This window comes from Brevibacillus sp. FW306-2-1A-C05A (assembly GCF_058781555.1).
Genome location: NZ_JBYSWV010000018.1, coordinates 40,357 through 63,913 on the forward strand (window position 1 = coordinate 40,357; position 23,557 = coordinate 63,913).

The window sequence follows — 23,557 nt, forward strand, 5'->3', positions numbered from 1 at the left end:
ATTCTATCGTTTTTTTGCGACAATTGCTACCCAGTCGTCGATGAAAATGGTTTCCACGACTTCAAGCCCGGAAGCGACCAAAGCGGCTTTGACGTCCGCTTCCCGCGCCGCGATAATGCCGGATGCGATGAACGTGCCGCCTGGCTTCAGCACGCGGAATACATCGTCTGTGAAACGCAAGATGACTTCCGCCAAAATGTTGGCGACGATGACCTCCACCTGCTCCTCGATGCCATCCAGCAAGTTGTTCTGTCTGACGGTGATGTGCTCGCTCACGCCGTTCAGCTCGGTGTTGGCCTGGGCGGAGCGCACCGCCACCTCGTCCAAATCCATCGCAATCACGTCTTTGGCCCCCAGCTTGATCGCAGCAATGCTCAAAATCGCCGTTCCGGTTCCCACGTCGTACACGCGATCGCCTTTTGTCAAATACTTTTCCAGCGCGCGCAAACAGAGAATCGTCGTCGGATGCGTCCCTGTCCCAAAAGCCATTCCCGGGTCCATCTCGATGATGATTTCTTCCGGGTGGCGCGGCTCATACTCTTCCCAGACAGGCTTGATCGTCATCCGGTCAGAGACGTGCACAGGCTTGTAATACTTTTTCCAGGCGTGGGCCCATTCGTCCTCGTGAACATCGTTTACGGCGATCGACGCCTTGCCGATGTCCAGGCCGTAGTCGGTCAGTTGCGCCAGTTGCTCTTTCAATTCTTCCACGACATCAATCAACTCGCTGCTGTCAACGGGCAAATACGCTTTGACGAATACGCCCTCGGCCGGAAAATCGTCAGGAGAGAGCTGGTAGATTTCGCCAAAGGGGGTATCCCACTCGCGATAGAGCACCTCCGGGTCTTCGATGACGACACCGTTAGCCCCCATTTCATAGAGAAGGCTGGACACCGCCTCCGTAGCCTCCGCTGTTGTATGGATACTGATTTCTGACCATTTCACGAATCTACCACTCCCCACTTTTGCTTTCCTGATGAACTTGTTTAACTGCAAGCGGACAAAACCGCGACCGATTACTCGCCGCGGAATGCCCGTTTCATTTTTTCAAAAAAGCTTTCGTCTTCTCCGCCTGCGCCATGCTGTCCCGGCTTCTCTCCGGACAGTTCAGCCAACTCGCGCAGAAGCTCTTTTTGCCTGTCGCTGAGCTTCGTCGGCGTGATGACGCGCACTTTGACGTGCTGATCGCCACGGCCGTTGCCGCGCAGGTGCGGCACACCTTTTCCACGCAAGCGGAAGAAGGTTTCTGTCTGTGTTCCCGCCGGGATTTTCAGCTTCACGCGGCCATCCACGGTTGGCACCTCGATCTCGTCGCCGAGCGCCGCCTGTGCGTAAGTGAGCGGCACTTCGCAGTAAATATCGTTGCCTTCGCGCTCGAAAAACTCGTGGCTTTTCACGCGCAGCACGACGTACAAATCACCTGGAGGCCCTCCGTTGGCTCCCGGTTCCCCTTCGCCCGAGACGCGCAATTGCGCTCCGTCATCGACACCTGCCGGGATGTTGAGATGAATTTTGCGGCGTATCTTGACGCGTCCACTGCCTCGGCACGTGGAGCATTTTTCTTTGAAAACTTTTCCTTTGCCTTCGCACGTGGAGCAGACGCGACGGTTGACGATGCGGCCAAACGGCGTGTTCGCTGCCACTTCCTGCTGCCCGGTACCGTGACAAGTTTTGCACGTCTCGACGCCTGTTCCCGGTTTGGCCCCGGAGCCGAGGCACGTATCGCACTCCGCTTCTTTCGGGATTTCCACATCGGTTTCTTTTCCAAAAATCGCGTCGATAAAATCAATGCTCAGGCCGAATTGCAGATCGGCCCCTTTGCGCGGCGCGTTCGGGTTCGCGCGTCTGCCGCCGCCACCGAAGAACATGTCAAAAATGTCTCCGAAGCCGCCCATGCCCGACGTGTCAAACCCTCCGCCGCCAAAGCCCTGATTCGGGTCCTGATGGCCGAAACGATCGTACTGCGCGCGTTTTTGCGGTTCAGACAGGACATCGTAAGCTTCCTTGACTTCCTTGAACTTTTCTTCCGCATCAGCGGCTTTATTTACATCCGGATGGTACTGGCGGGCAAGCTTCCGGTACGCTTTCTTGATTTCTTCCGCGTCCGCGTCCTTGGCTACTCCCAGAACCTCGTAGTAATCGCGTTTCATCTCCTAATATCACTCCCATGACAGTCAACTGTTATCATAGCATGTGACAGACCCGAAAAAAAGTCAAAGTCAGCTTTTGCGTGACTTTGACTTCCATGGGGTCACATCGCGGGGAGCGAGGGGAGAATCGCTCTCCCCTCCCGCTTCCTTCGTGATTACTTTTTCTCGTCTACCACTTCATAGTCAGCATCAACGACATTGTCCTTCTTCGGTTCTTGACCTTCTGCTGCGCCCCCTGCATTTTGCTGCGCTTGTGCAGCCTGCTCATAGAGCTTCACGGAAATTTGTTGGATGATCTCGGACAGTTCGTCTTTTGCAGCTTTGATTTCGTCGATGTTGCCGCCTTCCAGCGCTTTTTTCACTTTGTCCTTGGCAGCGTTCGCACGGTCGATCTCCGCCTGGTCTACCTTGCCTTCCACTTCTTTCAGCGTCTTCTCGGTAGTGAATACGAGCTGGTCAGCTTCGTTGCGGATTTCGACTTCTTCCTTGCGCTTTCTGTCCGCTTCCGCATTCAGCTCGGCTTCTTTTACCATGCGTTCGATTTCTTCATCAGACAAACCGGAGTTGGACGTGATGGTGATGCGTTGCTCTTTTCCTGTACCCAGGTCTTTTGCACGCACGTTCACGATACCGTTTGCGTCGATATCGAAGGAAACTTCGATTTGCGGAACACCGCGCGGCGCTGGCGGGATATCGGACAGCGTGAAGCGGCCCAGCGATTTGTTGTCGGCAGCCATCTGGCGCTCGCCCTGGAGAACGTGGATTTCTACAGAAGTCTGGTTGTCAGCGGCTGTAGAGAACACTTGGGATTTGCTGGTCGGGATCGTCGTGTTGCGATCGATCAGCTTGGTGAATACGCCACCCAAAGTTTCGATACCGAGGGACAGCGGAGTTACGTCGAGCAGAACGACGTCTTTCACGTCACCAGTCAGTACCCCTGCTTGCACGGCAGCACCCAGCGCTACCACTTCATCCGGGTTCACGCCTTTGTGCGGTTCTTTGCCGATAAACTTCTTGATCGCTTCCTGTACAGCCGGAATGCGTGTAGAACCACCGACAAGGATGACGCGGTCAATATCGCTTGGCGTCAAGCCTGCGTCTTTCAGCGCCTGACGGGTTGGACCCATGGTGCGCTCTACGAGTTCAGCGGACAGTTCTTCGAATTTGGCGCGAGTCAGGTTCATCTCCAAGTGTTTTGGACCTGTCGCATCTGCTGTAATAAACGGCAGCGAGATCGTCGTAGTCAGTACGCCGGACAAGTCTTTTTTCGCTTTTTCCGCCGCGTCTTTCAAACGCTGCATCGCCATGCGGTCTTTGGACAGATCAATGCCGTGTTCTTTTTTGAACTCGCTGACGAGGTAGTTGATAATCACATCGTCGAAGTCGTCTCCACCCAGCTTGTTGTCGCCGGAGGTCGCTTTTACTTCGAAGAAGCCGTCGGACAGTTCCAGAATGGAAACGTCAAACGTACCGCCGCCGAGGTCATATACGAGGACGGTTTGGTCTTCGGTCTTTTCCATACCGTATGCAAGGGCAGCTGCGGTTGGTTCGTTCACGATGCGCAGCACTTCCAGACCGGCGATTTTACCAGCGTCTTTGGTTGCCTGGCGTTGGGCGTCGTTGAAGTACGCAGGCACCGTAATCACCGCCTGCGTCACAGGCTGGCCCAGGTAAGCCTCGGCGTCTGCTTTCAGCTTTTGCAAAATCATCGCAGAGATTTGCTCAGGGGTGTACTGGTTGCCTTCCAATGTTTCCTTGTGGGTAGTACCCATGTGACGCTTGATGGAAATAACGGTGTTGTCAGGGTTGGTGATCGCCTGGCGTTTTGCCGCTTCCCCTACGATGCGCTCGCCGTTTTTGAAAGCGACGACAGAAGGAGTGGTGCGGTTTCCTTCGGCGTTGGCGATGACGACTGGTTCGCCGCCTTCCATTACCGCTACGCAAGAGTTAGTTGTTCCAAGGTCAATACCAATTACGCGACTCATACAATATGTCCTCCTAACACTTTCTCATCGAATGAATGGGTGAAATCAAGCTTACTTGTTCACTTGAACCATCGCCGGACGAACGACGCGGTCCTTGAACATGTATCCTTTTTGCAGTTCGGCCACTACGACGCCCGAATCAAATTCAGGGTTCTGGGTCTGCATGACAGCCTGATGAACGTGCGGGTCAAACGGCTTTCCTTGTGCCTCGATGGCGCTCAAGCCTTCTTTTTCGAAAACTTGCACCATCTGGCGGTACACCATGTTGACTCCTTCCAAAAGCGATTCTACCGTCATGGATTCCTTGTCGGCAGCAAGCGCGCGCTCGAAGTTGTCGAGAACCGGCAGCAGCTCTTCCACGATTTTCAGGGAAGCATACTTGGCCAGATCTTCCTGCTCCTTGCGCACACGGCGTCTCAGGTTATCCATGTCAGCCATGGCGCGCAGCATGCGGTTTTGATGTTCCTCCGCCTGCGCTTTCCACTGGGCTGCTTCCTGCTCCCAGTTCACCTCGGCCGTCTCTTGCTCTCCGGCTGCCTCATTGACTTGCTCTTCTGCGGCAGACGGATCTTGGGTCATTTTTTCTTCGCTCAACGTCGATACCTCCTGGGGGCTCTTTTCCTGATTGGCAAAAAATCAGCGGAGCCGTCCTCCATTTATTTCTCAAACTGCGAAGTCAGCATGCGCGATAAGCCTTCTGCCAAATAATTGAGTACGGAAATGACTTTGCCATATTCCATTCGCGTCGGGCCAAGTATTCCAACCATCCCTGCCGGCTTGCCTCCAAGCGAGTAGGACGTGGTAATAATACTGCATTGCTTGATCGCGTCTAGCTGGTTTTCCTGACCGATACGCACCGTAAGTCCCTCTCCCGGCATCCCGATCAAGTGCAAAAGCTGATCGTTTTGCTCCAGAAGCTCCAGAATGTCCTTGACCTTATCTACGTCGCGGAATTCCGGCTGGTTCATGATCTTGGTCGCACCGCGTAAGTAAACGCGCTCCTCTTCGTGTGTCAGCGACTTGTCGAGAATCTTCAGCATTTCCTCGTACTGCTCCGCATAGCGGCGCATCTCGCCCGATATTTCCTGATAGACGCGCTGTCTCAACTGCCACAGCGGCACATCGGTCAATTTGGCATTCAACAGGTTGACGAGGCGCTCGATTTCGCTTACGCCAATGCCTTCGGGAAGATCGATCAGCTTGTTCTCCACACGCCCGGTATGCGTAACGACAATCGCAACCGCCTGTGTCTCGTTCAGAGGAACGATTTGAATATGTTTTAACCGATGCTCAAAAATCTCCGGCCCCAGGACAATTGCCGTGTAATTGGTCAACTGGGAAAGAATTTGAGCCGTGTACTCTACCACCTGTTCGGAATGGAGAATACGCTCGGCAAACAACTGTTTCAGTTTGCCCAATTCGGCCTCGCTCAAGTCCTGCGGCTGAATCAGATTGTCGACGTAAAAACGGTATCCTTTTGTAGAAGGAACTCGCCCTGCCGACGTGTGGGGCTGCTCCAAGTACCCCAGCTCTTCCAAGTCGGACATCTCGTTGCGAATGGTCGCCGAAGAAAACCCGATGTCCTCCCGTTTGGAAATCGTCCGGGAACCAACCGGTTCGGCAGAATGAATGTAATTATCGACAATCGCGTTCAAAATCAATTGTTGACGGTCAGATAACATGGATGTCGCTCGCCTCCCCGTTGAGCATGAAAAGAAAGATGTTGTCGCTCACTGTTTCGGAGCGTTTGTTAGCACTCATACTTAACGAGTGCTAAATCTATTTACTAAGGTATCAATAGTAGAAGGATTTGTCAACGGACTTGAGCGAGATACACGGTCAAAATCTCACATATTTCGCCAGCAATGCCCTGATTTTAGCGCAAAAAACGCGCGAATACCTCATTTCCGAGTGGAAGTCCCTGTTTGGTCAGCTTCAGACAGCCGTCTTGCTCTTCCAGCATGCCTTTGGCAATCTCTTCTTCTATTATCGTCCCGAAAACGTCATGTGCAGACACGCCAAATCGCGAGGCGAACCCGGCCAGGTCGACCCCTTCCCGCAAGCGCAGCCCCAAAATCATCTGCTCCTCCATCGCATCTTCCTTCGGCACCGCAAACTGCTCGACGCGCGGCAAGCCTTCCTTGCATTTTTGCATGTAGATCGTAAGCGGCCCGGCGTTGACATGTCTTTGCCCGCACACGTAGCCGTGGGCACCCGCCCCCAACCCATAGTATTCACGATTGAGCCAATAGGTTTTATTATGTTTGCTCGCAAAGCCCGGCTTCGCGAAATTGCTGATTTCGTACTGCGGATAGCCGTGGCGCTCCATCTCCTCGATCAGCACCATGTACATCGCAAGCTCCGTCTCTTCCGACGGGAGCGGCAACTGGTCTTTTTGATAGAGCGTGTGGAAAAGCGTATTTTCCTCGACCTTCAGGCTGTACGCGGAAAAGTGTGTCGTCCCCAGCTCGAAAGCCTTGTGCAGCGTCTCGCGAAAAATTTCCATCGTCTGGTCCGGCAGGCCGAACATCAAGTCGATGCTCACGTTTGCAAACCCGACTTGCTTCGCGTTCTCGATGCTACGGTACACGTCGTCCCGGTCGTGAATCCGCCCCAGCCGCTTCAACAGGGCATTGTCAAACGACTGCACGCCGAAGCTGAGCCGATTGACGCCAAGCTCGTGCATGATCCGCAGCTTTTCCACGTCGGTCGTCCCCGGATTGGCTTCCATCGTAAATTCGATGTCGTCCGTCCAGTATGCGCCGAGGTGAGTCTGGACGGTCTGCAAAAACTTTCGCATCTGGGCGTGGTCGAGAAACGTAGGCGTGCCTCCGCCGACGAAGATCGTCTTGACCTCCTGGACTGGCTGCTCGCGAAACGTCAGCTCCATCTCCTTGTCCAAGGCGTCCAGGTAGTCCCAGACCAGTTGCGGGTTGTTCGTCACAAACGAGTTGAAATCGCAGTAATAGCATTTATTTGTGCAAAAGGGAATGTGGATGTACACCGATTGCGGCATCATGACGCTTCCCCTCCTTCGTGTTTGAAATACAGGTGAAAAACCCGGTCGCGCCAGGCTGCGCGCTTGTCGACGAATGGAAAAGACCTGACACAAGGTCAGGCCTACTTCTTATCATCCATGCGCAATACAGCCATAAACGCTTCTTGCGGCACCTCGACGGAGCCGACGGACTTCATGCGCTTCTTTCCTTCTTTTTGCTTTTCGAGCAGCTTGCGTTTCCGCGAAATGTCCCCGCCGTAGCACTTGGCGAGAACGTTTTTGCGCAGGGCGCTGATCGTTTCGCGAGCCACGACCTTGTGCCCGATGGCCGCCTGAATCGGCACCTCGAACTGCTGACGCGGAATCAGCTCCTTGAGCTTTTCGCAAATGACTTTTCCGCGGGCATATGCCGTGTCCTTGTGCACGATAAACGACAAGGCGTCGACCATTTCGCCGTTCAGGAGGATATCCATCTTCACCAGCTTGGACGGCTTGTAGCCTGCCAGTTCGTAGTCAAAAGAGGCGTATCCGCGCGTACCCGACTTCAACATGTCGAAGAAGTCGTAGACGATCTCGGAAAGCGGCATGTCGTATTTGAGCTGCACGCGGTTTTCCCCCATGTACTGCATGTCGAGGAACTCCCCGCGCTTGCCCTGGCAAAGCTGCATGACGTCGCCCACGTACTCTTTTGGCACCATGATGGTGGAGAGCACGTACGGCTCCTCGATCATTTCGATCTTTTGCGCTTCCGGCATTTTCGACGGGTTGTCGATCTCGAACACTTCCCCGTTTGTCCGGGTAATGCGGTAAATAACGCTCGGAGCCGTCGTAATCAGGTTGATGTTGAACTCGCGCTCGATGCGCTCCTGGATGATCTCCATGTGCAAAAGTCCCAGGAAGCCGCAACGGAAGCCAAAGCCAAGCGCTTGCGACGTCTCCGGCTCGAATTGCAGCGACGCGTCGTTGAGCTGCAGCTTTTCCAATGCTTCGCGCAGGTCGTTGTACTCGTTCGTCTCGATCGGGTACAGGCCGCAGAATACCATCGGGTTGATCTTGCGGTAGCCTGGCAGCGGCTCGGCAGCAGGACGGGCCGCATCGGTAATCGTATCCCCGACGCGCGTGTCGCCAACGGTTTTGATCGAAGCAGCCACGTAGCCTACGTCGCCGACAGTCAGCTCTTCCACTTGCGTCTGGCGCGGCGTCGAGGTACCGATTTCCGTCACCTCGAACGACTTGCCGGTCGCCATCATTTTGATTTTCATGCCTTTTCTAAGCGTACCGTTGATGACGCGGATCGAAGCGATAACCCCTCTGTACGCGTCAAAATACGAGTCGAAAATCAGTGCCTGCAGCGGCGCGTCCGGATCTCCCTCTGGAGCCGGCACCTTTTGCACGACCGCTTCCAGCACTTCCTTGATCCCGATGCCTGCTTTGGCAGAGGTGAGCACCGCTTCGCTGGCATCCAGCCCGATGACGTCCTCTACCTCTTGCTTCACGCGCTCAGGCTCCGCGCTTGGCAGGTCGATCTTGTTGATGACCGGAATGATCTCCAGATTGCTGTCCAGCGCCAAATAGACGTTGGCAAGCGTCTGGGCTTCGATCCCCTGAGCGGCGTCCACGACGAGAATCGCTCCTTCACAGGCAGCCAGGCTGCGGGAAACCTCGTACGTAAAGTCTACGTGTCCAGGTGTGTCGATCAGGTGGAGAATGTATTCCTCTCCGTCCTCTGCTTTATAGTTCAAACGCACGGCATTCAGCTTGATTGTAATCCCGCGCTCTTTTTCCAGCTCCATCGTATCCAGAAACTGGGCTTCCATCTCACGTGCAGTCAACGCTCCGGTCAGTTCCAAAATTCGGTCTGCCAGCGTCGACTTTCCATGGTCAATGTGGGCGATGATGGAAAAATTTCGAATCCTTTTTTGTCTTTCACGGCGATCCATGTGCTGTTCGTTCCCTCCCACGCGAATCCATTCAAACGTACAGATTGCGCCTCGAAAAAATACACTAACGGTAATTATAACAAACGCTTGATATAAAGAGCAACCAAAGAGAATACGGCGCTTGTCACGTTTTTGCTCGTCACCAAAACTTTCTTTTTATGATAAAGTGATGGAAAAAGGAGATTGGCATGCAAAAGCAACGCGTGTATTCGGAGCAAATCGACTGTCTGGGCTGCCGTTTGGCCCTTTCTCTGGCGCCCGCCCACGTCGTCTATGAAAACGAGTGGGTGACGTGTCTGCTCGATATCGAGCCTTTTTCGGAGGGACACACGCTGATTCTCCCCAAGCAGCACCTCATCGAATGGACAGATTTGGATGCGCGCACGATGCAAAACGTTACGGAAGCGGCGACTCTCCTCTCCCGTGTCTTGCGCCGTGTGTATAAGCCTGACGGGATTACGCTCTGTCAAAACGGCGGAGCTTTCAACGAGCTGACCCATTTTCACCTGCATGTCATTCCTCGCTTCCACGGCGACGGCTTCGCCTGGAGCGAGCCGCAGCACGAGCACGGAGCCGCGGCTCGCCTGCCGCAGACACGCAAGCTTCTGGCCGATGCGCTACAAGCGAGAAGCGACAAAGAGCAACTACAACGAAACGGAGACTGATCCAACGTGAAAAGCACGACCCACCGCCTGCACAGCTTGTCTGTCGCAGACATTCCCGATCTGATGGCGCTGTCCGACTCAGTGGGCTGGGACTATGACGAAGCGGAAATCCGCACGATTTTGTCTATCGGCAAAGTATTCGGGCACAAGGATGACGGCGACCGGGTCGTCTCGTCTGCGGCGATCATCGCCTATGAAGACAGACTGGCTACGGTCGGCATGGTGATCGTGCATGAATCGTGCCGCGGCCGCGGATACGGGCGCGACCTGATGCAAGCCTGTCTGGCTGCGGTGCCGGGCGATACGACCATCATGCTCATCGCTACAGCCGACGGGGAGCCGCTCTACAAAAGCCTCGGCTTTGCCACCGTCGAGCGCATCCACAAGTTTGTGCGCCCGGGCGGCAAGCTCGCAGCACCGCCGCACCCTCCAACAGCGACGTATCAGATCGTCCCGATGAGCGAAGCGGACTTCGCAAGCGTCGCCTTGCTGGACCAGCAGGCACTCGGCAGCCGCCGCGAGCATTTTCTGCAAGCACGCATGCGGCAAGCAGCAACCTGTCTGGTAGCGAAAACCGAATCCGGCACGATCGTCGGCTACGGCTTTGCCATCCAAGGGCCAGTCAACCTGATCGCCGGGCCGATTGTCGCGCAGGATGCCGACATGGCGATCCAGTTGCTGGGCAAGCTCACGGAAAACCATCCGGGCCAGGTGCGCATCGACGTACCGGATGGACAGCCTGCCTTCCTTGCTTTTTTGGAGCAAAACGGCTTCCAAAAGGCGTCCCACCCGCCTGTCATGGTCGCGAATGCAGATCGCTTGCCGCCCCGGGCCGGCACGTACTTCGCCATCGGCGCGCAAATATACGGCTGAGTGCTGTGGGCAAGCACATGCCTCGCCAATTACCTTGCAGCAACGAACAACCGGACCTTTTCCTCGTGACGGGAAAAGTCCGGTTGTTTTTTTGAGAACGCCACGCCGACAGCCGTGCGTCACTCGCGATAGCGAATTTGCTCGAGCACGTTTGGCGGAAACAGCTTTTGCAGGCTGCTATTGTAGCGGCTCCCGTCTTCTGGCATCTGCATGTCTTGCACGCGGTACGTTTGTCCGTCGTAAGCGAGATAAAAGACCATCGGAGCGCTGACGCCGGAGGAATGCGCCGGATTTTTGCTCAATACTTTCACCCAGGCGTACACGACCCTGCGCTCTGCATTCGGGGCCTCCACTCCCAACAGCTCCAGACTGACCTCTCTGTCATTCGGCAGCCAGCCCAGCTTGGTTTCTTCCGTCTCCAAATAGCTGCGGACGATCGGCTCGACCAGTTCGCGGTTCGCGGGGGAAATGCCTTTTTTCACCTCGACGAACACATGTCCGAGCTGCTTGCCTTGGGACAGCACCTGCAGCTTCCAGACACCCGGATCGGGCAATGCGATGCCGGATGGAAAATGCCCGGACGCATCGTGCAGCGGCCCCATCACCTGATAGCTGCCCAGCTCGATGCGCTTGCCCGCACTGCTGTAAGCGACAAGCTCCACCCGAGACAACTCGCTTGCGTTCAACAGCCAGATGAAGCGCTGTGTCTGTCCTTCGTACAGGCCGTCGGGATCGGTCATCGCCCGGACAGGCTTTTCCCCTACATAGGAAAAAGATTGCTGCTCGTACGTAGCCGAAATGAGCGGCATCGGCTTCCACAAATCCGGCGCGAGAAGTTGGCCGCCCGGCAGCAGCTCTGGCACGGGCGGTTGGGGATGGGCGGCATGCTCGGCTGGCTGTGGCAGCGGCAAAGCCGTCCAGATGAGAAAGCCTAGGACGAGGACAGTCGCTGGCATGGCGAGCCTTTTCCAGCCGCTCCTTCTCGCTTCCCGGCTTATCCGCGTTCTTACCTGATCCTTCATCGCTTCGGTAAAGCGGACGTCGCGAAAAGCGGTTTGATCGGCCCTGTCCTTCAAATCTGCGAGCCATCTGTTCTCGTCCATTCCCACTCACTCCCTTCCGCCAGACTCTGCTTCAGCCGTTGTCTCGCCCTGTGCAACCGGGTTCTGACTGTTCCCTCTGACACTGCGAGCACAGAGGCGACCTCGCTGATCGTCAAATCGGCATAGTAGTGCAGGACGATGACCTGGCGATACAGCGGAGGAAGCTGCAGCACTTCCGTCACAAGCTGATCCCGCTCTGCCTGGTCGAGCACGAGATGCTCCGTGGACAGCTCGCCGTCTTGCCTGATCCACGAGCAAGGCAGGATATTCCGAAACGACCAGGAGCGCAAATGGCCTTTGCATTCGTTGACCGCAATCCGGTACAGCCACGTATGAACCGTGCTCTCCCCGCGAAACCGGGGCAGATGCCGATACACTTTGACAAACACTTCTTGAGTTATATCTTCAGCCAGACTGTGATCCTTGACCAGAAAAGTGACCAGCCGAAGGACCCGCGTCCCGTACTCTTGCATGATCTGTTCGAATGCAGCGTCTGCCGTAGGCTGCAACGTATCCAAGGGCGCGACCTCCTTCACGCAAATCCTTTACTGGTTAGATGCAGCCGCGTAGATTTTGTTACAGGGAAGGGGCGGAATTTTTTTTGGCAATGATCGTCCAGCGCGTCGCCGCCCCCGGAGCGCCCGGTGGTTCCGCAAACGGATAGCCGCCGTGCTGCCAGCGATCCGGCTCGTACTCTTCCGTTTGCTCTGGCGGCTGGCTGTGGTGGCAAACGACGTTTTCCCTGCTTTGCACGACGTTGTAGCCCGAAGATTCCAGGAGCAACTCCAGCTCTCCCGGCAACAGCAATGCCAGCTCGCGCTCCACTCGGTAGCGCGGCTGCTCCATCTGCTCCAAAAACGTCTCATAGGTCAGCGTATAGCGGAACTTTTGCTCGGCAATGAGCGTTTCTCCCTCGACTTTTTGGTACACCATCCGGTCCGGAAAAACAAACTTGCGCTGCATGAGCGACCATTTGCGGTTCACAGGCGGCAGGAGCAAGTCAATCGCCACTGTTCCGCCTTCTGTCAAATGCCGGGCAACGACCGAAAGCAACTGCCGCTGTTCCTCTCTACAGGTCGCCTGCTGAAAAATGCCTTCGGGCAGCAGCACATGGGTAAAGCGGGAAGCAAGCTGCAACTCCTGTACATTTTGCTCGATCAGCTCAAGCAGTTCCTCGTTGTCCTTGAGCATGCGCCGCTTCTTTTTCGTCGCGATTTCCAGCATGTCAGGGCTATGGTCCACGCCGCAGACGGACAAGCCGCAGCACGCCAGCTCAATGGCAATGCGCCCTGTGCCTACGCCAAGCTCGAGCACGGACACCGGGGCTTGCTCTGCTTCTTGCAGCAGCCAGTCGCGGTAAAAAGCGATGCCCGCTTTTCCGGCAAACTGGTCGTAATAGGTGGCTTCCAATCCCGCGAATTTGGCTTCCGGGAGGCGCACATGCCGCCCTTCCCCTTGCATCCCACAGGTCGTACAGACCGAGCCTGCCAAATGCAAAAAAGGCACCCCTGGTGGGACGCCGTTTTTTGTATCGCCTAGCCATTCGTCGTAGCAGAACTTGCATACTTGGCAACTGTACACACTCATAATGCTTTGACCTCCTGTCGCGATTGCTGGACGCGGACCGCTTCCGAAAAGAAATAAACGTGTTTTTTCCCCGTGATCGGATGGGTGACCACCTCTGTCTCTACCCCGAAAACGTCGCGAATCAACCCGGGTTCAAACACTTCCTCCGGCGTGCCGGAAGCAACCAGCTCCCCGTCGCGAATGACGTACAGCCGATCGCAGTACATGGCGGCGATATTCAGATCATGCAGCGAGGAAAACACGGTAATCCCGAGCGTCTTGACCAGATCCATCACCTGTAGCTGGTACCGGACGTCCAGATGGTTGGTCGGCTCGTCCAATACGAGAAACTCGGCTTGCTGGACCAGCGCTCTTGCAATCAGCACGCGCTGCTTTTCTCCGCCAGACAAGGAAAAAAAACTGCGCGAGGCGTACGCCTGCATGCCGACCCGCTCCAGCGCCTCTTCACAGATGCGGCTGTCCGCCGGGGTATCGGTTTGAAACAGCCTTTTATGGGGTGAGCGCCCCATCATGACGATTTCCATGACGGTAAAGTCAAACTCGATCGACGACTCCTGGCGCACGACCGCCATGCGCTGCGCATTTTGCCGGGCGGTAAGCTCGTACACGTCAGCCCCGTCCAGGGAAATGAATCCGCTGCGCGGCTCGAGCGCCCGATAAATGCTTTTGAGCAGGGTGGACTTTCCGCTGCCATTCGGCCCGATCAGCCCCACAAATTCGCCGGAGCGAACCGTCAGGCTAACGTCGCGCAAAATCGTTTTTTTCTCCAACTCGACCGAAATGTTCTCCACATGCAGATTCATCGCCCGCTACCTCCGAAAGAATATGAGCTGCGCATCATCAACCAAATAAAGAACGGACCGCCGCACAGCGCCGTGATAATCCCGATCGGCAGCTCTTCCGGCGCAAACGCAAGCCGGGCGATCACGTCCGCCCAGATCAGGAAAATGGCCCCGAACAAGGCGCTGACAGGCAGGACGCGACGATGGTCCGAGCCGACGATGACGCGAACGATATGCGGCATCATCAAGCCGACAAAGCCGATAGACCCGCTGATCGAGACGATGACGCCCGTCAAAAGCGCGGTAATGACCAGCAGCAGCTTGCGAAATTGCACCGTATTGACGCCCAGCGTCCCCGCCGCTTCTTCGCCCATCAGCATCGCATTGAGCGAACGGTATTGTGTCAACAGGACAATCAGACAGATGACGACGATCAGCGTCGGTATGGTCAAATACTCCCACTTCCCTCCGGCCAGACTGCCGCTCATCCAGAACAGGACAGAGCGGATGCCGTGCTCGTTGGGCGCGGAAAAAATAATCAGGCTGGTGATCGCAGACAGGATGGCGGAAATCGCGATGCCGGCCATGAGCAGACGCACCGTCGAGTTTTGCCCGCCGATGCGGGACAAGGTAAAAATAAGCAGGATCGAGACGAGCGATCCGGTGAAAGCACCGAAAGAAAGCGCGAATTGTCCGTACATGCTGAATGCTCCGAACAAAATGACCAGCGTCGCTCCGGCCGATGCGCCCGAGGAGACTCCCAATATGTACGGATCTGCGAGGGAGTTGCGAACCAGAGACTGGATCGCCACCCCCACAACAGACAGGCCGGCCCCGACGACAGCCCCCAGCAGGACGCGGGGAAACCGAATGTCCCAGATAATGGTCTGTTCTCCTTTTGACCAATCCACTTCCACCCATTGATTGACCAGCGGGAGATTCGCCAAGGCAATTTTCCATACCGTCGCTGGTTTGATTTCCACCGAGCCGAGTGTCACCGCAAACGTAATCGAGACGACAAGCCCGATCAGCAGGGCAACGATGATGAAGGGCATCTTGATCTTGTGCAGGGCCGTTCCCTCCTTGTCTAAGCAGCCGTTTCTTATTTGAATGTATCCGGGTGCAGACCTTCCGCGAGAATTTTCAGCGCGATCGGTGCGCGTACCCCTTCGGACGCTGCGGACAATGGCAGCACGACCAGACGTTTGTTCTGGATCGCTGGCACGTCAGCCAGTTCCTTTTTGGACAACAGGAAGTTTTGTTTTTGCTCGATCGTCTTGTCGCCGTAGTCGACCACGACGATGACGTCTGGCTTGCGGTTCACGACTTCTTCCCAGCTTACGGTCGCCCAGCCTTTTTGAATGTCGTCGAACACGTTTTTGCCGCCTGCCGCTTTAATCAGAGAAGTCATGTAGTTGTTGGCAGCGGTCAGCGGCTGGTCTTCTCCGCTGTCGTACACGAACACGTTCAGCGGCTTGTCCACCGTGCCGATTTTGCTCACGGTTTGCTCGATTTCCGCTTTCATTTTGCCAATCAGTTCGTTCGCCTTATCTTCTACGCGGAAAATGCGGCCGATGTTTTGGATATCCGCGAACACGTCGTCAATGGTCGGGCCTGGCTTGTTCGAAGACTCTTGCAGGTACGATTTGATTCCCGCCTTTTCCAAGTCCTCCATCGAGCCTACGCCTTTGTCGCCAAATGCGCTTTTCCAGCCTGCGTAGACGAAGTCAGGGTTTGCGGCCAAAAGCACTTCTTTGGTCGGATACTTGTCAGACAGGACTGGTACCTTGTCGTAGTCGGCTTTCAGCTCAGGCAAAATGTGATCGTCCAGGTACGCGGTTCCGACCATTTTGTCAGCCAACCCCAGCGCGAGCATGACTTCGGTTACGTGCTGGTTCATTGTCACAGCGCGTTTTGGCGCTTCCGGGTACGTCATCTCGATCCCGTTGGTCACAATCGTGACGGGCTTGTTGTCAGCAGCAGGCTGGGCCGTTTGCTCCGAGCCAGCATTCGCCACCGTGGATTCGGTCGTAGCAGGTGCTGCCGAGCTGCATGCGGACAAAAGCAGCATAATCGCTGCCAGCGCTGCCATCCAGAAACCGTGGAAGGCTTTTTTTCTCTTACGGATTGAACTCATCTGGTAACCCCTCTTCTTTTGTTGTTGGCATGATGAAAATGAAGTGTTATGTAAATCGTAATGATTACGAATTACACCTTTACTATACAGAGAGCCTGTTTGTTTGGCAACACAGGAAATGCATCACCCCTTTCACAGCCTCGACCGCCACGGCGATGTTCATAGAAAAAAGCACCCCCCCAGTTTCCAATCGGGAGGTGCTTGACATACGTAGACATGCCTATAGATTCGGCGTTGCCAATGACGCCTGTTCCTAGTCTGCTTCCACATCTGTCCCATCCTCGTGGGTCGATTGTAAATCATCTCATGGCAGGTCTCCTGGCTTACGAATCATCATCCCCAGCGCCCTTCCCATTTTTCGTCGCGCGAAAAACAGTGGCTTTTTTGCTGGACACTCCTCGTTACAGTGGCGGGACCGCGCCGGATTTTCACCGGACTTCCCTATTAAGCTGGCGGAACCAAACGATTCCGGGCAGCACCATCAGATTCATATAAAATTGTGAGTTTGAAGCCTTATCCGATCACCGTCAGTTTTTTCGGGAACTTGCTCAACACTTCTACGCCTGTTTCGGTTACGAGCACATCGTCCTCGATGCGCACGCCGCCTGCTCCCGGCAAGTACACCCCTGGTTCAATGGTGAACACCATGCCTGGGCGCAGCGTTTCCTGATTTTGCCCATGCACGGACGGATATTCGTGCACATCCATGCCGAGGCCGTGCCCCAGACGGTGAATGAAGTAATCGCCGTAGCCTTTTGCGGCAATGACGTCGCGAGCGGTCTGGTCGAGATGGGCAAACGTCACCCCTGGACGAACTTCGGCAATCGCCGCCTCGTTCGCTGCCAGCACCGTTTCGTAAATATCGCGCAGTTGCTCGCTGATCTGGCCGACAGCAAACGTACGGGTAATATCGGAAACGTAGCCGTCCGCTGCTACCCCGATGTCAAACAGGAGCAAATCGCCTTCCTGCACTTTGCGCGAACCAGGCGTTCCGTGCGGCAATGCCGATTTTTCCCCCGCCAAAACCATCGTGGAAAAAGACGGGCCGTCCGCTCCCAGACGCTTCATCTGGTATTCCAGCTCCGCGACGATTTCCATTTCGGTCTGGCCGATTTTGAATGTTTTCAACGTCCCGCCGAGTGTATCTTCAATCAGTTGGACAGCCTTTTGCAAACGAGCCACTTCGTCTGCCGATTTAATCAGGCGCATTTCGCGCAGCGGCTCTTCCACATCCGCGTAGCTCTCTGCACAGATGACTTGTCCCAGCGCCTCGTAACGCTCTACGGTCATGTGGCTTTTTTCGATGCCCAGCTTCTTCAGGTTCGCTGGCAACACTTGCTTGAGAAGCTCGTAAGGATTCTCAATATCCGTATGCGTGTGAATCGTCTGAACAGTCGAAGCCGCTGCTGCCGCTTCGCGGTCAAGGGCGGGAACGATCAGGGATGGCTCGCCCTGGGCTGGAATAATCAGACCCATAAAGCGTTCATGCGGATCGGTAAAAAAGCCGGTCAAATAGTAAACGTGCTTGGGAGAGGTGATGACTACCGCGTCGAGCTCTTGTTTGGTCAAAAATTCGTGCAGTTTCGAAATGCGCTCCAAATACACCTGCGTCACCTTCGCTTTCGACAAGATTCTTCCTCGAGAATACCATTTCCCTGTCCAAAAAAGAAGAGCGGAACGGAAAATTCTCTCTTGAAACGGACACCATATGCTAGGGGTGAATAACCAACATGGAACCAACCATCGTACAACTGGACAGCCACCGCATCGCCTGCCACCTGTCAGGGCGCGGCACGCCACTCGTGTGCATTCACGCCCCGTGCATCGGCTCTGTCAACTTCGACTATCAAGAGCCGCTTGCGGATGTTTGCCAACTCGTCGTGCCAGACCTCCCGGGGCATGGCGACAGCTCCCCGCTGGCTGGACCTACGACCATGCGCGAGCTTGCCAGCGTGATTCACGGGCTTTGCCAGTCGCTCGGACTTGAGCGTCCGTTGCTTTTGGGGTACTCGCAGGGGGCTTCGCTCGTCCTCGAATACTGCCTCCGCTTTCCCGAAAACGTGCGCGGCGCCATCCTCGTCAGCGCCTTTTCCGAAGTAACCGACTTTTCGTTGCACAGCCGTTTTCTGCTCGCCCAATCGCTGTCCTGCCTGCACGCCGCTCCGCTGATTGCCAGGTCGATCGCCGCCTCTCATCTCGACGATCCGCTTGCTCGCTCCCGCTGGATTGAGCATGGCAGCCAAACAGATGCAGCGAGCCTCCGCCACCTGTACGCCGCCGGGCACCGCTACAATTGCACGGATCAGTTGAGCCAGCTCAAGCTGCCGATGCTGCTCGTCTATGGCGCAGACGATGCGAACATGTTGCCGTATGCCAGGCTACTGGAAAAAAAGCTTCCGCAAGCGGAACTGGTGATGGTGCCGTCGGTCAAGCACCAGGTCGTCACGCGCGCCGCAGCAACGTTCAACCAACTATGCCGCCAATGGCTGAACTGAACAAAAAAAGAGGCGAAAAGGACTGCCTGCGTCCCTTTACGCCCCTTTTGCTGCGTATCAGTTTTTCATCCGCGGGTCAAGCGCATCCCGCAATCCGTCCCCGATCAGGTTGAAGCCGAGAACCGTCAGCATGATCGACAAGCCCGGGAAAATGACTGTCCACGGCGCCTTCTGGATGTACTGGCGAGAATCGGAAAGCATTTTCCCCCACTCCGGCTCCGGCGGTTGGGCACCAAGCCCGAGGAAGCCGAGCGCTGCCGCTTCGATAATCGCTGTCGCAATCCCCATCGTCCCCGTCACGATGATCGGCGCCAGGCTGTTCGGCAAAATGTGCTGCATGAGAATGCGCGAGTCTTTCATCCCGATTGCGCGGGCCGCCATGACGAACTCCTCTTCCTTCAGGCTCAACACGCGCGAGCGCACCAGACGCCCAAAGGTCGGAATGTTGATGATGGCAATGGCCAGTAGCGCATTTTGCAAGGATGGCCCCAGAATGGCGACAATCGCAATCGCCAGAAGAATGCTTGGAAACGCCAGCATGATGTCAAAAACGCGAGAGATGACGGTATCAATCCATCTGCCGTAAAAGCCCGCCAAGAGGCCCAAAATCGTGCCTGCCACGACGGAGCCGATGACCGAGAAGGTCCCGACCCACAAGGAAATGCGCGCACCGTAAACGACGCGGCTAAACACATCCCGCCCGTTGTAATCTGTTCCAAACCAATGCTCTTCGGACGGCGGCTTGTTTTTCATCACCAGCTCCCCCTCGTCATACGGGTACGGAGCAATCACTGGCGCAAAGACGGCAACTGCCACGAAAAACAGAATGATCGCCAGCCCCACCATCGCGAGCTTGTTTTTCCGCAAGGCTCTCCAAGCTTCCCGCCAAGGAGAGACAACTTCTTCCTCTTTTACTCTCAGGGATACCGTCTGTACTTGTGTCTCTGCCATGTCTCTTCGTCCCTCCCCTAGCGGTATTTAATGCGCGGATCGATATAGGCATACAGAAGGTCGACCAGGAGATTAATCAAGACGAAAATCGTAGCGATCACCAAAATGCCGGACTGGATCACCGGATAGTCGCGGTTGCCGATCGCTGTGAAAATGTAGCGGCCGACTCCTGGCCAGCCAAAAATCGTTTCGGTCAGCACCGCTCCGCCCAAAAGCAAGCCCGTTTGCAGACCGATCACCGTCAGCACGGGAATCATCGCGTTTTTCAGCGCGTGCTTGTACACGACCCAGAACTGCGCCAAGCCTTTTGCCCGAGCGGTCCGCACGTAATCGGCACGCATGACTTCCAGCATGCTCGAACGGGTAATCCGGGCGATAATCGCCATCGGAATCGTCCCCAAAGCCACGCCAGGCAGGATCAAATGCTTGATGACCTCCCACAACTGATCCCACTGTCCAGCCAAAATCGTGTCCAGTATATAGAACTGCGTAATGGCCTCTACAGGATTACGCGAATTGTCGCGACCAACGGATGGCAGCCATTTCAGTTCTTGCGCAAAGAACCACTGCTCCATCAACCCTAGCCAAAAAATTGGCATCGAAACACCGATCAAGGCGATCAGCATCGCACAGTAGTCAAACCAGGAGTTTTGCTTCCACGCAGACAAAATCCCTGCGTTCACTCCGATAATGACAGCGAAAAGCATGCTGACAATCGTCAGCTCGGTGGTGGCGGCCAAATACGGGCCGATTTCTTGCGTGATGCTTGCCCCGGAATGCAGGGAAACGCCCAAGTCGCCGGTAATAATCTGCTTCAAGTAGTCAAAATATTGAATGTACCACGGATTGTTCAAGCCTAAAACTTCCCGTAAATCTTCAATCGCTTTCGGACTTGCTTTCTCTCCCAATATGGTCAGAGCCGGATCACCTGGGATGGCACGAATGATGGAAAATACGACGATGGACATGCCCAGTAGAACGGGGATGAGCATAAGAATTCTTCGGATGCTGTAGGATAGCAATGCCATCTCCTCGCTTTCCTTACCAAAAAATAATGACTGCGTGCAAGAAAGAAAGGGTAAGAAGAGGGTCGCTCCTCTTACCCTGCTTGCTCATCGGATCAATCCAGTTTTACTTGAGGTCAACCTTCTCCAAGCTCTCGGAGCCTTTTGGATGCGGCTTGTAGTTGATGATGTTGGCCTTGGCAGCAAGCGCAGGCGTCGAGTGCGCCAGTGGCACCATCGGCACGTCCTTGAAGATGATTTCCTGAACTTGCAGGTACAGCTTCTCGCGTTCTTCCTTGGTCGTCGCAGACTGGGCAGCCATCAGCAACTTGTGCGCTTCTTCATTTGCCCAGCGCGTGCGGTTGTTTCCGCCGATGTTGTTTTTATCCAGCAAGGTCGCCAGGAAGTTGTCCGGGTCGCCGTTGTCGCCAGTCCAGCCCAGCATGAACATTTCCTGCTCGCCTGCTTTTGTTTTTTCCAGGTACGTCGCCCATTCCATGGTGACGATTTCCGCTTCTACGCCGATCTTTTTCAGGTCTTGCTGAATCGCCTCGGCAATTTTCACGCCATCCGGCATGTACGGACGAGCAACCGGCATCGCCCAGAACTTGATTTTGAAGCCGTTCGGGAAGCCTGCTTCTGTCAAAAGCTGCTTTGCCTTGTCAATGTTGAATTCGCGGTCTTGGATGTTGCTGTTGTGCCCCCAGATGGAAGGCGGCATCGGATTCACAGCCGGTTGTCCCAGTCCTGCGAAGAAGGCGTCGATGATCGCCGGCTTGTTGACCGCATACGCGATCGCTTCACGAACTTTCGGGTTGTCCAGCGGCTTTTTCTCTACGTTAAAGCCGACAAAGCCGATGTTCATGGACGGGCGCAGGATCAGTTGCAGATCGCTGTTGCCTTTCACCGTTTCCGCGTCATCCGGGTTCAGACCGTCCATCATGTCGATCTCGCCGGAAGTGAGCGCTGTCAGACGAGCTGTATTTTCAGGAATGACCTTGAACACGAGCTTGTCGAGCTTAGGGAAACCAGCGTTCCAATAGTCCGGGTTTTTCTCCAGCGTAATGGTGTCGTTGCGCTTCCACTCTACGAACTTGAACGGTCCTGTTCCGACCGGTTTTTCGTTGAACTTCTCAGGGCCCATCTCCTGTACCGCTTTTGGCGATGCAATCGCGAAGCAGGACATGCCCAGGTTTTGAATGAACGGGGCGAGCGGGCGGTTCAGGGTGAATTTCACCGTTTGCGCGTCTACCGCTTCTACACTCTTGATGACGTGTGTTTCGTCGCCTTTGTAGCCGCCGAACATGTCGTTGTAGTATTCGAAGCCTTCCTTGTTATGCTGCGGATGGTTCTTGTCGCTCCAGCGCTCGAAGTTCCATTTTACCGCCTCGGCATTGAAATCCGTGCCGTCGTGGAACTTCACGCCGCTGCGCAGATGGAACGTGTACGTCAAACCATCCGGAGAGATTTCCCACTTTTCAGCAAGGGAAGGCACTACTTCTGTGCTTTCTTCCGCGTAGCCTACCAGCGTATCGAATATGTTTTCCGTCACCTTGAACGATTCGCCGTCGGTTTGCGCGATCGGGTCGAGGCCCACTGTGTCGCCGCCGCGGCCGACGATCAGTTGCTTGGGTCCCGTTTTTGCCGGCTCTGGTGCCGAAGTCGCCGGAGCTTCTGTTTTTGGCTGTTCTGCCGGCGCCTGTGTCGTCTGAGAACCGCTGCATCCGGCAAGCAACATAGCCAGCGCCAACAGGCTGGTCATGGCTGCGGAGAGAACTCTCTTCTTCATGAAAACATCCCCCTCTACTAAAGTGAAAACATGTTACTTGGATAGGTGGTCATTCATGTCGCTCCTGCCTCGCATCCCCCCTTTAACAAGGCAACCTTTTCAGCAGGCGGACATCCTACGTGCGGCTTACTGCTTGTACAGATGGCAAGCCACGAAGTGTCCGTCGCCCACATCCTGAAAAGCGGGACGAACAGAGCGGCATTCCTCTGTCACGTGCGGACAGCGCGTATGGAACGTACAGCCGCTGGGAGGATTCGCAGGACTTGGCACGTCGCCTTGCAAAATCACCCGCTCCCGCACAGCGTCGGGGTCCGGAGTCGGCACGGCAGACAGCAAAGCTTTTGTGTACGGATGAAGCGGATTCGTGTAAAGCTGGTTGCTCGTGGTCAGCTCCACGATCCGGCCGAGGTACATCACGCCCACCCGGTCGCTGATATGCCGCACGACACTCAGGTCGTGGGCGATAAACAAGTAGGTGAGGCCCATATCCCGCTGCAAATCTTGCATGAGGTTGAGCACTTGCGACTGAATCGACACGTCGAGCGCAGATACAGGCTCGTCGGCCACGATCAGCTTCGGATTGAGCATGAGCGCCCGGGCGATCCCGATCCGCTGGCGCTGCCCACCGCTGAACTGGTGCGGGTAACGCCTGGCGTGATAGCTGCTCAGCCCCACGACCTCGAGCATTTGCTGCACTTTTCGTTTGCGCTCGGCACTCGTTCCGATCCCGTGAACGATCAGCGGTTCTTCCAGAATCTTCTCAATATTGTGACGAGGATTCAGGGAAGCGAACGGGTCTTGGAAAACAATTTGCATATCGCGGCGCATTTTGCGCATCGCATCCGTTGAAAGCGCGGTTACATTCACACCGTCAAACGTGACTTCACCCGCAGTCGGCTCGATCAGCCGCAAGAGCGAGCGCCCGGTCGTCGACTTGCCACAGCCGCTCTCTCCGACCAGTCCCAGCGTTTCCCCGCGCTTAACCGTAAACGAAACATCGTCTACTGCTTTTACGACGCCTACTTCCCCGCCCAGGATGCCACCAGTGATGGGATAGTACTTTTTCAAGTTTTTTACGACGAGTAGTTCTTCTGTCAA

The 23,557-nt window shown here is 55.4% G+C and carries 21 protein-coding genes and 1 riboswitch; of the genes, 3 read left to right on the top strand and 18 right to left on the bottom strand.

The annotated features are described in order from the left end of the window. Positions 1-3 precede the first annotated feature (3 nt). The 7 genes from prmA to lepA form a co-directional block, all read right to left on the bottom strand. The gene (prmA, locus tag AC3WJN_RS13005; protein ID WP_005833100.1) at positions 4-945 is read right to left on the bottom strand and encodes a 50S ribosomal protein L11 methyltransferase; all 942 of its coding nucleotides are present in this window, start codon (positions 943-945) and stop codon (positions 4-6) included. 71 nt (positions 946-1,016) lie between these two features. Further along, positions 1,017-2,150, bottom strand: a complete 1,134-nt coding sequence (gene dnaJ, locus AC3WJN_RS13010) for a molecular chaperone DnaJ (protein WP_005833102.1) — start codon at positions 2,148-2,150, stop codon at positions 1,017-1,019. Between the two features lie 155 nt (positions 2,151-2,305). Next, positions 2,306-4,135: a molecular chaperone DnaK gene (dnaK, locus tag AC3WJN_RS13015; protein ID WP_007777552.1), complete on the bottom strand. Its 1,830-nt coding sequence runs from the start codon at positions 4,133-4,135 to the stop codon at positions 2,306-2,308. A gap of 51 nt (positions 4,136-4,186) precedes the next feature. Beyond that, entirely contained in the window at positions 4,187-4,729 is a 543-nt protein-coding gene (grpE, locus tag AC3WJN_RS13020; protein WP_007777550.1) for a nucleotide exchange factor GrpE, read from the bottom strand. 62 nt (positions 4,730-4,791) lie between these two features. Further along, a complete protein-coding gene (gene hrcA, locus AC3WJN_RS13025; RefSeq protein ID WP_005833107.1) occupies positions 4,792-5,817 on the bottom strand; it encodes a heat-inducible transcriptional repressor HrcA in 1,026 nt (341 codons plus the stop codon). Between the two features lie 194 nt (positions 5,818-6,011). After that, positions 6,012-7,154 (bottom strand): radical SAM family heme chaperone HemW, encoded by a 1,143-nt coding sequence (hemW, locus tag AC3WJN_RS13030; protein ID WP_005833109.1) that lies wholly within the window; start codon positions 7,152-7,154, stop codon positions 6,012-6,014. Positions 7,155-7,255: 101 nt separating this feature from the next. Continuing rightward, complete coding sequence (gene lepA / locus AC3WJN_RS13035) at positions 7,256-9,073, bottom strand: translation elongation factor 4 (protein ID WP_007777542.1); 1,818 nt, start codon at positions 9,071-9,073, stop codon at positions 7,256-7,258. 188 nt (positions 9,074-9,261) lie between these two features. Here lepA and AC3WJN_RS13040 point away from each other — a divergent pair, with 188 nt between their 5' ends. Next, complete coding sequence (locus tag AC3WJN_RS13040) at positions 9,262-9,738, top strand: HIT family protein (protein ID WP_007777540.1); 477 nt, start codon at positions 9,262-9,264, stop codon at positions 9,736-9,738. A 6-nt stretch (positions 9,739-9,744) separates the two neighbouring features. Beyond that, a complete protein-coding gene (locus AC3WJN_RS13045; RefSeq protein ID WP_007777538.1) occupies positions 9,745-10,611 on the top strand; it encodes a GNAT family N-acetyltransferase in 867 nt (288 codons plus the stop codon). 119 nt (positions 10,612-10,730) lie between these two features. On the opposite strand, the gene AC3WJN_RS13050 is transcribed toward AC3WJN_RS13045, so the two are convergent. The 7 genes from AC3WJN_RS13050 to AC3WJN_RS13080 all read right to left on the bottom strand — a co-directional run bounded on the left by AC3WJN_RS13050 (position 10,731) and on the right by AC3WJN_RS13080 (position 17,825). Continuing rightward, the gene (locus tag AC3WJN_RS13050; RefSeq protein ID WP_007777536.1) at positions 10,731-11,714 is read right to left on the bottom strand and encodes a hypothetical protein; all 984 of its coding nucleotides are present in this window, start codon (positions 11,712-11,714) and stop codon (positions 10,731-10,733) included. Next, positions 11,684-12,232: a sigma-70 family RNA polymerase sigma factor gene (locus tag AC3WJN_RS13055; protein ID WP_007777533.1), complete on the bottom strand. Its 549-nt coding sequence runs from the start codon at positions 12,230-12,232 to the stop codon at positions 11,684-11,686. Before AC3WJN_RS13055 ends, AC3WJN_RS13050 begins: the two co-directional genes overlap by 31 nt. A gap of 58 nt (positions 12,233-12,290) precedes the next feature. Then, a complete protein-coding gene (locus AC3WJN_RS13060) occupies positions 12,291-13,301 on the bottom strand; it encodes a methyltransferase domain-containing protein (protein ID WP_007777530.1) in 1,011 nt (336 codons plus the stop codon). After that, entirely contained in the window at positions 13,298-14,104 is an 807-nt protein-coding gene (locus AC3WJN_RS13065) for a heme ABC transporter ATP-binding protein (protein WP_007777527.1), read from the bottom strand. Before AC3WJN_RS13065 ends, AC3WJN_RS13060 begins: the two co-directional genes overlap by 4 nt. After that, the gene (locus AC3WJN_RS13070) at positions 14,101-15,138 is read right to left on the bottom strand and encodes a FecCD family ABC transporter permease (RefSeq protein WP_007777522.1); all 1,038 of its coding nucleotides are present in this window, start codon (positions 15,136-15,138) and stop codon (positions 14,101-14,103) included. The genes AC3WJN_RS13065 and AC3WJN_RS13070 overlap by 4 nt, the downstream gene beginning before the upstream one ends. Before the next feature lie 47 nt (positions 15,139-15,185). Then, on the bottom strand, positions 15,186-16,220 hold the full coding sequence (locus tag AC3WJN_RS13075; protein WP_005833126.1) for an ABC transporter substrate-binding protein: 1,035 nt from the start codon (positions 16,218-16,220) through the stop codon (positions 15,186-15,188). A gap of 291 nt (positions 16,221-16,511) precedes the next feature. Then, a riboswitch (cobalamin riboswitch) is annotated at positions 16,512-16,718 on the bottom strand. A gap of 15 nt (positions 16,719-16,733) precedes the next feature. Beyond that, positions 16,734-17,825: a M24 family metallopeptidase gene (locus AC3WJN_RS13080; RefSeq protein ID WP_369750380.1), complete on the bottom strand. Its 1,092-nt coding sequence runs from the start codon at positions 17,823-17,825 to the stop codon at positions 16,734-16,736. Between the two features lie 125 nt (positions 17,826-17,950). Between AC3WJN_RS13080 and AC3WJN_RS13085 the strand changes: the two genes are divergently transcribed. After that, the gene (locus AC3WJN_RS13085) at positions 17,951-18,715 is read left to right on the top strand and encodes an alpha/beta fold hydrolase (RefSeq protein ID WP_005833129.1); all 765 of its coding nucleotides are present in this window, start codon (positions 17,951-17,953) and stop codon (positions 18,713-18,715) included. Positions 18,716-18,772: 57 nt separating this feature from the next. On the opposite strand, the gene AC3WJN_RS13090 is transcribed toward AC3WJN_RS13085, so the two are convergent. From AC3WJN_RS13090 to AC3WJN_RS13105, 4 genes are all read right to left on the bottom strand, one after another. Then, complete coding sequence (locus AC3WJN_RS13090) at positions 18,773-19,666, bottom strand: ABC transporter permease (protein WP_005833132.1); 894 nt, start codon at positions 19,664-19,666, stop codon at positions 18,773-18,775. A 17-nt stretch (positions 19,667-19,683) separates the two neighbouring features. After that, a complete protein-coding gene (locus AC3WJN_RS13095) occupies positions 19,684-20,694 on the bottom strand; it encodes an ABC transporter permease (protein ID WP_007777512.1) in 1,011 nt (336 codons plus the stop codon). A 103-nt stretch (positions 20,695-20,797) separates the two neighbouring features. Next, entirely contained in the window at positions 20,798-22,459 is a 1,662-nt protein-coding gene (locus AC3WJN_RS13100) for an ABC transporter substrate-binding protein (RefSeq protein ID WP_007777510.1), read from the bottom strand. 126 nt (positions 22,460-22,585) lie between these two features. Beyond that, positions 22,586-23,557: an ABC transporter ATP-binding protein gene (locus AC3WJN_RS13105; RefSeq protein ID WP_005833137.1), complete on the bottom strand. Its 972-nt coding sequence runs from the start codon at positions 23,555-23,557 to the stop codon at positions 22,586-22,588.